Below are 10,350 nucleotides of genomic sequence, written 5' to 3'. Positions count from 1 at the left end.
TCGCGTGGCGGGCCCGACCGGAGCATGGTCGAGCGCGCCTGGGTGGGCGCGCGCCGGCGCGTCGAAGCCGGACGCGGAGCCCAAGCGGCGACGTTGCTCCGGTCGGCCGCGCCGCGCGAGCCTGCGGAACATCAAGCCGCGAGGATCTTGTTCCACTCCGCCACGCGGTCGGCCTTCGCCGCCAGCACGGCGGCCGCATCGCCTTCGATCTTCACCGACTGGATCTTGTCGCCCTGCTTGACCGTATCGACCGCGTCCAGCCCGGCGATCACCTTGCCGAACACGGTGTGCTTGCCGTCCAGCCAGCCACAGGGCACGTGGGTGATGAAGAACTGGCTGCCGTTGGTGTTCGGGCCGGCGTTGGCCATCGACAGCACCCCGCGCTCGTGGCGCAGCCCGTTGCCGGTCTCGTCCTCGAACCGATAACCGGGACCGCCGCGACCGCTGCCTTCCGGGCAGCCGCCCTGGATCATGAAATCCGGGATGACGCGATGGAAGTTCAGCCCGTCGTAGAACCCGTGCTGGGCGAGGTTCACGAAATTGGCCACGGTCAGCGGCGCCTTGTCGGCGGCCAGTTCGACGCGGATGTTGCCGCGGTCGGTCTCGAAATTGGCAATCAGGCTCATCAGATCTCTCCGGACACCGGGACGGTGCGTCGACCGGATATAATAGCGGGCTTTCCCCTTTTCAACGCTGCGCGCCCGCCTCTGCGAGCCGTGCAGCTTCATCGGTTCCCGAACAATGTCCGCCCAACGCCTGCGCAACATCGCCATCGTCGCCCACGTCGACCACGGCAAGACCACCCTCGTCGACCAGATGCTCAAGCAGTCCGGGACCCTCGATGAACGCGCCGTCACCCCGGAGCGGGTGATGGACAGCGGCGACATCGAAAAGGAACGCGGCATCACCATCCTGTCCAAGAACACCGCGATCCGCTGGACCCACCCGAAGACCGGCGAAGAGTGGCGGATCAACATCGTCGATACCCCCGGCCACGCCGACTTCGGCGGCGAGGTCGAGCGCGTGCTGTCGATGGTCGATTCGGTGCTGATCCTGGTCGACGCGATGGACGGGCCGATGCCGCAGACCCGCTTCGTGACGCAGAAGGCATTTGCGATGGGCTTCAAGCCGATCGTGGTCATCAACAAGGTCGATCGCCCCGGCGCGCGCCCGGACTGGGTGCTGGACCAGACCTTCGACCTGTTCGACCGCCTCGGCGCCACCAACGAGCAGCTCGACTTCACCACCCTCTACGCCAGCGGCCTGCAGGGCTATGCCGGCCTCGACGACAGCGTGCGCAGCGGCGACATGACCCCGCTGTTCGAGGCGATCTGCGAACACGTCTCGCCGCCGGCGGTGGATCCGGACGGCCCGTTCCAGATGCGGGTGTCCTCGCTCGACTACAACAACTACGTCGGCGTCATCGGCGTCGGCCGCATCCAGCGCGGCAAGGTCAGGACCAACCAGCAAGTGACCGTGGTCGCGGCCGACGGCAAAACCCGCAGCGCCAAGGTCCTGCAGGTCCTCGGCTTCATGGGACTGGAGCGCATCGAGGTGGAGCAGGCGCAGGCCGGCGACATCATTGCTTTCTCCGGCATCGAGGGCATCGGCATCTCCGACACCCTGTGTGACCCGGCCGCGGTCGAGCAACTGCCGGTGCTGGCGGTGGACGAACCCACCATCAGCATGACGTTCCAGGTCAACGACTCGCCGTTCGCCGGCGTCAAGGAACGCAGCGGCGGCAAGTTCCTGACCAGCCGCCAGTTGCGCGACCGGCTGACCCGCGAAACCCAGCACAACGTCGCCCTGCGCGTCGAGGACACCGCCGACGCCGACAAGTTCAAGGTCAGCGGGCGCGGCGAGCTGCACCTGTCGATCCTGATAGAAACCATGCGCCGCGAAGGCTACGAGCTGGCCGTTTCGCGCCCCGAGGTCATCCTCAAGGACATCGACGGCGTGCCGTCGGAACCGTACGAATCGCTGGTCGTCGATCTCGACGAGCAGTACCAGGGCGGCGTGATGGGCCGTCTGGGCGAACGCCGCGCGCAGTTGCAGAACATGGCGCCGGACGGCAAGGGCCGCGTGCGGCTCGACTACATCATTCCGGCGCGCGGCCTGATCGGCTTCCAGACCGAGTTCCGGACCCTGACCGCCGGCACCGGCCTGATGTTCCACCTGTTCGACCACTACGGCCCGCGCGGCGACGGCAGCATCGGCCAGCGCCAGAACGGCGTGCTGATCTCCAACGGCACCGGCAGCTCGCCCGCTTACGCCCAAGGCGCGATGCAGGAGCGCGGCCGCCTGTTCATCGAGCCGGGCGAGGAAATCTATGAAGGCCAGATCGTCGGCATCCACGCCAAGGACAACGATCTCACCGTCAACGCCCTGCGCGGCAAGCAGCTCACCAACTTCCGCGCCGCCGGCAAGGACGATGACGAGGGCCTGATCCCGCCGATCAAGTTCTCCCTGGAGCAGGCGCTGGAGTTCATCGACGACGATGAGCTGGTCGAAGTGACGCCCAGACAGATCCGGCTGCGCAAGAAACTGCGCACCGAGATCGACCGCAAACGGGCCACCCGTGCGGCCTGACCTGTCCGAGGCGACGGAGCCCGGCGGCGGCGAAACGGACGCCACGCGCCCGCCGTCCCGCTACAACCCGAGCCCGCGCGCGCACCCCGGGCTGCATGCGATCGCGCTGGTGGAGATCGGCAAGGGCCTGCTGGCTCTGCTGGCGGCCAGTGGGCTGGAAATCCTCGGGCCGGAACCGCTGCGGCGATGGATCCACGAACTGATCATGCGCTTCCAGCTCGACCCCGCGCACGGCGCGGCGGCCTGGCTGGTCAACGCGATCAATCCCGGCGGCGTGCACTTGGCCGCCGCCGTCGCCGCGTTCTACGGCATCATGCACGTCCTCGAAGGTTGGGGCCTGTGGCGCGCCAAGGCCTGGGCCTCCTGGCTGGGCTGTGTGACGGTCGCGCTGTACCTGCCCTTCGACCTGTTTGCGCTGGCCCGCCATCCCGGCTGGCTCTCGGTGGTGGTGGTCGCCGTCAATCTCCTGGTCCTGTGGGTGCTGGCGCGCGACCTGATGATGCGCCGGCGCTGACCCCACACAGCACTTGCGGCACACCCCGCTTCGAGCGATTCTCGCGCTTTCCATCGGAATCGGACCCTCCAATGCGCCCGCTGCCGATCGCCCTCCTCTTCTCGTTCGCCCTCCTGGCCGCCTGCCAGCCGCAGCCGACGTCCTCCGCGGCAACCGATGCGGCTGTTCCGGCACCTGCGCAGGCCTCCGCGCACGGCCTGCCCGCGTTCGCTTTCGAGGAGGCAACGATCGCGCAGCTGCAGCAGCAGATGCAAAACGGCTCACTGACCAGCCACGCCCTCGTGCAGGCTTACCTCGACCGGATCGCGGCCGTCGACCGCGCCGGGCCGGCCCTGAATTCGGTGATCGAAACCAATCCTGACGCTCTCAAGGACGCCGATGCGCTCGACGCCGAGCGCAAGGCCGGCAAGCTGCGCGGGCCGCTGCACGGCATTCCGGTCCTGCTCAAGGACAACATCGACGCCACCCCGATGGTCAACTCCGCCGGCTCGCTGGCGCTGGCCGACAACCGACCGGCCGCGGACGCTTTCCTCGTCGCCCGACTGCGCGCCGCCGGCGCAGTGATCCTCGGCAAGACCAACCTGTCGGAATGGGCCAACTTCAGGTCCTCGCGCGCAACCTCGGGCTGGAGCGGTCGCGGCGGCCAGACCCGCAACCCCTACGCGCTCGATCGCAGCCCCTGCGGTTCCAGTTCCGGAACCGGAACGGCGATTGCCGCCAACCTCGCCAGCGTCGGCATCGGCACCGAAACCGACGGCAGCATCCTCTGCCCGTCGGCCGTCGCCGGACTGGTCGGGATCAAGCCGACGGTGGGACTGGTCAGCCGCAGCGGCATCATCCCGATCTCGATTTCGCAGGACAGCGCCGGACCGATGGCGCGCAGCGTCGCCGACGCCGCCGCCGTCCTGACCGCCATCGCCGCACCGGACGCCAGCGATCCGGCCGCCGCCGAGCGCAGCGATCCCGCGCCGATCGACTACACCGCGCATCTCAAGCCCGACGCGCTCCGGGGCGCGCGGATCGGAGTCGTGCGCAGGCTGATGGGCTACCACCCAGACACCGATGCGGTGATGGAGCGCGCGATCGAGGCGCTGAAAGCGTCAGGCGCGACCGTGGTGGACGCCGACATCGCGACCCTGGGACAGTGGGACGATGCCGAATACCAGGTGCTGCTGTACGAATTCAAGGACGGCCTGAATCGCTATCTTTCCGGCGCGTCTTCGGCACGCAGGTCGCTGGCCGACATCATCGCGTTCAACCTGGCCCATGCGGATCGGGAGATGCCTTTGTTCGGCCAGGAGACCTTCGAACAGGCCAACGCCAAGGGCCCGCTGACTGAGCCGGCCTATATCGCCGCGCGCGACCGGGTGCGCCGATTGGCCGGACCGCAGGGGATCGATGCAGCGCTGCAGGCGCAGCGGCTCGACGCGCTGGTGGCTCCATCGATGTCACCGCCGTGGACGACCGACCCGGTCCTCGGCGACCACTTCATCGGAGCCGGCTATGGCACGGCCGCGGCGGCGCGCTATCCGAGCCTGACCGTACCGATGGGCGAAGTGCGCGGATTGCCCGTCGGGATCGCGTTTCTCGGAACGGCCTGGAGCGAACCACGCCTGATCGAACTCGGCTACGCCTTCGAACAGGCGACCAAGGCGCGCAAACCTCCGCGGTTCCTGCCGACCATCGCGCAGTGACGCTCGCCTTCGACGCGGCAACGCCGACCTGAACCGGCGTCGCCTCTAGGAATCCCCCTGCGGATCGCTCATCCCCCCGCGCTTGCGCACGATCAGCATCGCGATTTCCAGCGACTGTTCATAGTTCAGGCGCGGATCGACCGTGCTGCGGTAATCGCGCTGCAGGTCGGCTTCGGTGAGCTGGCGGGCGCCGCCGAGGCATTCGGTCACGTTCTCCCCGGTCAACTCCAGATGCACCCCGCCCAGCCGCGTGCCGGCCGCCGCGTGCAGGTCGAAGGCCTGCTCGATTTCTTCGCGGATGTTCTTGAAGCGTCGGGTCTTGTAGCCATTGCTGGTGGATTCCGTATTGCCGTGCATCGGATCGCAGACCCACAGCACGCGCCGCCCTTCGCGCCGCACCGCATCGAGCAGCGGCGGCAGGTTGTCGGCGATCCGGCCCACGCCCATGCGGTGGATCAGCCCCAGCCGCCCGGGTTCGTCGTCGGGATTGAGCGCGTCGATCAACCGCAGCAACGCATCGGGGGTGACGCCCGGCCCCACCTTGACCGCGATCGGATTGGCGATCCCGCGGAAATACTCCACGTGTGCGCCGTCCAGGTCCGCGGTGCGCATGCCGATCCACGGGAAATGCGTGCTCAGGTTGAACCAGCCGTCGGCGCGCGGCACCTGCCGGGTCTGCGACTCCTCGTACGTCAGCAGCAGCGCCTCGTGCGAGGTGTAGAACGCCACCCGCGACAGGCTTTGCATTCGCCGCCCGATCAGGATCTCGGTAAAACGCACGGCATCGCCGATCGCCGTCACCATCTTCTGGTATTCGGCGGCGTTCGGGGATTGCTCGACCCATCCCAGCTCCCAGAACTCGGGGTGGTGCAGGTCGGCAAAGCCGCCGTCGATCAGCGAGCGCACGAAATTCATCGTCATCGCGCTGCGCGCATGCGCCTTGATCATCCGGCGCGGATCCGGAATCCGCGCGACTTCGGTGAATTCCGGGCTGTTGACGATGTCGCCGCGGTAGCTCGGCAGGCTGATGCCGTCGCGGGTTTCGGCATCGGCCGAACGCGGTTTGGCGTACTGTCCGGCAAAGCGGCCCACGCGCACCACCGGCAGCTTCAGACCGTGCACCAGCACCAGGCTCATCTGCAGCAGAACCTTGAGCCGGTTGGTGATCGTGTCGGAACTGCACTGGGAAAACGTCTCGGCGCAGTCGCCGCCCTGCAGCAGAAATGCACGCCCTTCCTGCGCGTCGGCCAACTGCTGCTTGAGACCCAGGATTTCGCGCGAAGTGACGAGTGGCGGCAGCGCCTTCAACTCGTCAAGGCAGCTTGCCAGTTCCCCTTTGTCCGGATAGGTCGGCATCTGCACGGCAGGACGCGTGCGCCAGCTGTCCGGCGCCCAGGGGGCAACGATGGGGCGAATCGGTTCGACGCGGGCGCTGGACATGGCGGGAAGACTTCCGGATGCTGCATTGCATCATCGCGGGATGCCCGACGTGAATCAAGCCTCAGCCATGGAACCAGCGGGCATGTCGAGCTTTGAATCCGGCATACAGCGCGCCCAGACCGAGTCCGACGAACCAGATCAGCGCCCACATGGGCATCGACAGACCGAGAAATTGCCAGTCGATGTTGCTGCAATCGCCGGTCGCCTGCAGCATCTTGCGCGCCGCACCCAGCCATGAGTACTGCTCAACGATGTAGTTCAATCCCGGCCCGCAGGTCGGCAGTTCCGGCGGATTCAGCTGCACCCACGTGTGCCGCCCTGCATACGCCATTCCGGCCACGGCCGGGATGAACGCCAGTACGCTCCAGAATCGGCGCCCGGCCGCGCCCTTGGGCGCCAGCAAGCCGCCGGCCAGGAACACCAGCCCCAGCGCGGCAAAGCAGATCCGCTGGAAGATGCAGAAGGCGCACGGCTCGATTCCGAGCTGGAATTGCACGAACAGCGCATAGCCCAGCAGACCGGCACAGCAGGCAAAGCCGAACAGGAACTGCGCACGGAACGACCAGCGGAACGGATTCATGCCTTCTTCTTCCAAAAGCTGCCGAGATTATCGGTCATTTCCACGGAAACGAAAAACCCCGGCCGGGCCGGGGTCGTTCGAATCGAGCTGGAAGGTCTGCAGAAAGACTGAACTACTCGGCCGCAGCCTGCGGGCGGTCGACCAGTTCGACATAGGCCATCGGCGCATTGTCGCCGGCGCGGAAACCGCACTTGAGGATGCGCAGGTAACCGCCCGGGCGCTGCGCGTAGCGCGGGCCGAGAACGGTGAACAGAGTGCCCACCGCTTCCTTGTCGCGCAGGCGCGAGAAGGCCAGGCGGCGATTGGCCACGCCATCGGTCTTGCCGAGGGTGATCAGCGGCTCGGCGACGCGGCGCAGTTCCTTGGCCTTGGGCAGCGTGGTGCGGATGATTTCGTGCTTGAACAGCGAGGCCGCCATGTTGGACAGCATGGTCTGGCGGTGGGCGCTGGTGCGATTGAACTTGCGTCCGGATTTCTGGTGGCGCATTGGAGTGACTCCGATTGAATGTTGGAACGACTGGACTTCGCTGTCGCCGTCCTGGCGTGTGCTCGCGGTTTGCGAGCGGGTGGACTGCGGGTGGCCCTGACCGGCTCATTCCCTGAACCGGAATGCCGCGGAGTTCACTCCATCGGCGGAATTGTTGTTACGACAAAAGCAAAACTGCAGGATGCGGCTTGCGCCGCGGTTGTTCTTCAGCCCTCGCGCACAGCGCTCGGGCGTTCACCCGGCCCGGCGCAGCGCGCCGGGCGTTCCCCGGCCCTCGCGCACAGCGCTCGGGCGTTCCCCCGGCCCTCGCGCACAGCGCTCGGGCGTTCGACGCCGCGCGAACTGCCGTTAAGGCAGTTCGCAAGCGCGGCGTCTCACCCCAGCATGCCGTGGGCGGCAACGCCGGCCGGCGGCCAGTTCTCGAGCTTCATGCCCAGCGACAGGCCACGCTGGGCCAGCACTTCCTTGATCTCGGTGAGCGACTTCTTGCCGAGGTTCGGGGTCTTGAGCAGCTCGACTTCGGTCTTCTGGATCAGATCGCCGATGAAGTAGATGCTCTCGGCCTTGAGGCAGTTGGCCGAACGCACGGTCAGCTCGAGGTCGTCGATCGGACGCAGCAACACCGGATCCACGCTGGCGTGGGCCGGCTTTGCGGCGCCGCGCTCGCGGCTGGTGAAATCACCGAACACTGACAGCTGGTCGCTGAGGATGTCGGCGGCGGTGCGCACGGCTTCCTCGGCGTCGATGGTGCCGTTGGTCTCGATGTCCAGCACCAGCTTGTCGAGGTCGGTGCGCTGCTCGACGCGCGCGGCTTCCACCGCGTAGGCCACGCGGCGCACCGGCGAGAACGAGGCGTCCAGCATCAGCCGGCCGATCGTGCGGGACTCTTCGTCCGGACGGCGACGCGCCACGGCCGGCTGGTAGCCGAAACCACGGTTGATGGTCAGGCGCATGTTCAGCGCCACGTCCTTGGTCAGGTTGGCGATCACGTGGCCGGGGTTGAGCACCTCGACGTTGTGGCTGGTCTTGATGTCGCCGGCGGTGACGATGCCCGGGCCCTGCTTGCGCAGTTCCAGCACGTCGCTGTCGCCGTTGTGCATGCGCAGCGCGACGTCCTTGAGGTTGAGCAGCACCTCGAGCACGTCTTCCTGCAGGCCTTCGACCGTGGTGTACTCGTGCAGCACGCCGTCGATCTCGACCTCGGTGATGGCAAAACCCGGGATCGAGGACAGCAGGACGCGGCGCAGGGCATTGCCCAGGGTGTGGCCATAGCCGCGTTCCAGCGGCTCGATCACGACCTTGGCGCGGGTGTCGGTGATACGCTCGATCTGCGGCCCGCGCGGGCGCAGGACTTGGGTGGCGGTAGCCGTCATTCGTGGACTCTCCTGCTGGCCCGCGCAAACGCGGGCCGATGACAATGGCTTACTTCGAGTAGAGCTCGACGATCAGCGCTTCGTTGATGTCGCTGGGCAGATCGGCGCGATCCGGCACGGCCTTGAACACGCCGCTGAACTTGCCGCCATCGACCTCGACCCAGGACGGCGCCAGGTTCATCTGCTCGGAGACCGACAGCGACTCCTTGACGCGCAGCTGCTGCTGGGCCTTTTCCGACAGGGCGATGGAATCGCCGGCGCGGATGGCGAAGGACGGCAGGTTGACCGGCTTGCCGTTGACCAGCACGCCCCTGTGGCTGACCAGTTGGCGCGCGGCCGGACGGGTGACGGCGAAACCCATGCGATAGACGACGTTGTCCAGGCGGGTCTCCAGCAGGCGCAGGAGGTTTTCGCCGGTATTGCCCTTGCGGGTCGCCGCCTTCTTGTAATAGTTGCGGAACTGACGCTCCAGCAGGCCGTAGATGCGCTTGACCTTCTGCTTCTCGCGCAGCTGGGTGGCGTAGTCGGACAGCTTGCCGCGACGCGCGGCGGCGCCGTGCTGGCCGGGCTTCTGCTCCAGCTTGCACTTGGAATCGAGCGCGCGCGACGGTGACTTCAGCGACAGGTCGACGCCTTCGCGACGCGCGAGCTTGCAGGTGGGACCGAGATAACGAGCCATGTTCGATTGCTCCTGCGCGTCAGACGCGACGCTTCTTCGGCGGACGGCACCCGTTGTGCGGGATCGGCGTCACGTCGATGATGTTGGTGATCTTGTAGCCCACGTTGTTCAGCGAGCGCACGGCGGATTCGCGGCCCGGGCCGGGGCCCTTGATCCGCACTTCCAGCGACTTCACGCCATAATCCAGCGCCGCCTTGCCCGCCTTCTCGGCGGCCACCTGCGCGGCGAACGGCGTGGACTTGCGCGAACCGCGGAAGCCCGCGCCACCCGAGGTCGCCCAGGAGAGCGCATTGCCCTGCCGGTCGGTGATGGTGACGATGGTGTTGTTGAACGACGCATGCACATGTGCGATGCCGTCGGTGACGACGCGACGCACTTTCTTCTTGGTACGGGCTGCAGCCGGCTTGGCCATGGTCTGTGCTCCTTACTTCTTGATGGCCTTGCGCGGGCCCTTGCGGGTACGCGCATTGGTGCGGGTCCGCTGACCGCGCACCGGCAAGCCGCGGCGGTGCCGCAGGCCACGGTAGCTGCCGAGGTCCATCAGGCGCTTGATCGCCATGCCGACCTCGCGGCGCAGGTCGCCTTCGACGACGAACTTGCCGACTTCGGCGCGCAGCCGCTCGACTTCGGGTTCGGACAGGTCGCGAATCCTGATCGAGGCGTTGACGCCAGCGGCCTCGCAAACCTTCCGGGAACGGGTACGGCCAATGCCGTAAATGCTTTGCAGCCCCACCCAAACGTGCTTCTGGGCAGGCAGGTTGACGCCAGCGATACGCGCCATGAGGCGATCTCCGATGAACGATTGTGCGGCAGGAAAGACCCGACGCAATGAACTCGCGATTATATACGGATCCCGGGTTGTCAGGAAGTCGCGGCACCAAAGCCCCCCGGCCCCGCCAGGGGAGAGTGCCCCAGCACCCGCGAAAACAACGGACACCCGGGGGGTGTTTGCCCGGCGAACCCCGTCATTCAACCAGCCCCCCCCCCCCGGCCG

The 10,350-nt window shown here is 67.0% G+C and carries 11 protein-coding genes; 3 read left to right on the top strand and 8 right to left on the bottom strand.

All coding sequences use genetic code 11. From position 1 onward, the window contains the following. Positions 1-131 precede the first annotated feature (131 nt). On the bottom strand, positions 132-626 hold the full coding sequence (locus tag Q0X16_RS03505) for a peptidylprolyl isomerase (protein WP_297830686.1): 495 nt from the start codon (positions 624-626) through the stop codon (positions 132-134). Positions 627-741: 115 nt separating this feature from the next. On the opposite strand from Q0X16_RS03505, the gene typA reads away from it, so the two are divergent. From typA to Q0X16_RS03490, 3 genes are all read left to right on the top strand, one after another. Further along, positions 742-2,589 carry a translational GTPase TypA gene (gene typA, locus Q0X16_RS03500; RefSeq protein ID WP_297830684.1) on the top strand — a complete coding sequence of 616 codons (1,848 nt, stop codon included), beginning with the start codon at positions 742-744 and terminating at the stop codon, positions 2,587-2,589. 1 nt (position 2,590) lies between these two features. Then, positions 2,591-3,103 (top strand): DUF2127 domain-containing protein, encoded by a 513-nt coding sequence (locus Q0X16_RS03495; RefSeq protein ID WP_297830688.1) that lies wholly within the window; start codon positions 2,591-2,593, stop codon positions 3,101-3,103. Positions 3,104-3,174: 71 nt separating this feature from the next. Beyond that, positions 3,175-4,797, top strand: a complete 1,623-nt coding sequence (locus tag Q0X16_RS03490; RefSeq protein ID WP_297830682.1) for an amidase — start codon at positions 3,175-3,177, stop codon at positions 4,795-4,797. A 45-nt stretch (positions 4,798-4,842) separates the two neighbouring features. Here Q0X16_RS03490 and Q0X16_RS03485 read toward each other — a convergent pair whose 3' ends face one another. From Q0X16_RS03485 to rpsM, 7 genes are all read right to left on the bottom strand, one after another. Beyond that, positions 4,843-6,237 carry a 3-deoxy-7-phosphoheptulonate synthase class II gene (locus Q0X16_RS03485; RefSeq protein WP_297830680.1) on the bottom strand — a complete coding sequence of 465 codons (1,395 nt, stop codon included), beginning with the start codon at positions 6,235-6,237 and terminating at the stop codon, positions 4,843-4,845. A 61-nt stretch (positions 6,238-6,298) separates the two neighbouring features. Then, positions 6,299-6,817, bottom strand: a complete 519-nt coding sequence (locus Q0X16_RS03480; protein ID WP_297830678.1) for a disulfide bond formation protein B — start codon at positions 6,815-6,817, stop codon at positions 6,299-6,301. Positions 6,818-6,929: 112 nt separating this feature from the next. Next, a complete protein-coding gene (gene rplQ / locus Q0X16_RS03475) occupies positions 6,930-7,304 on the bottom strand; it encodes a 50S ribosomal protein L17 (protein ID WP_297830676.1) in 375 nt (124 codons plus the stop codon). A gap of 374 nt (positions 7,305-7,678) precedes the next feature. Further along, on the bottom strand, positions 7,679-8,677 hold the full coding sequence (rpoA, locus tag Q0X16_RS03470; protein ID WP_297830674.1) for a DNA-directed RNA polymerase subunit alpha: 999 nt from the start codon (positions 8,675-8,677) through the stop codon (positions 7,679-7,681). Positions 8,678-8,726: 49 nt separating this feature from the next. Further along, positions 8,727-9,356 carry a 30S ribosomal protein S4 gene (gene rpsD, locus Q0X16_RS03465; protein WP_297830672.1) on the bottom strand — a complete coding sequence of 210 codons (630 nt, stop codon included), beginning with the start codon at positions 9,354-9,356 and terminating at the stop codon, positions 8,727-8,729. Positions 9,357-9,375: 19 nt separating this feature from the next. Then, complete coding sequence (gene rpsK, locus Q0X16_RS03460; protein ID WP_297830670.1) at positions 9,376-9,768, bottom strand: 30S ribosomal protein S11; 393 nt, start codon at positions 9,766-9,768, stop codon at positions 9,376-9,378. 12 nt (positions 9,769-9,780) lie between these two features. After that, on the bottom strand, positions 9,781-10,137 hold the full coding sequence (gene rpsM / locus Q0X16_RS03455; protein ID WP_297830668.1) for a 30S ribosomal protein S13: 357 nt from the start codon (positions 10,135-10,137) through the stop codon (positions 9,781-9,783). Positions 10,138-10,350 lie beyond the last annotated feature (213 nt).

Source organism: Thermomonas sp., assembly GCF_025993755.1.
Classification (GTDB): Bacteria; Pseudomonadota; Gammaproteobacteria; order Xanthomonadales; family Xanthomonadaceae; genus Thermomonas.
This window is presented reverse-complemented; position numbering and strand designations above follow the sequence as displayed.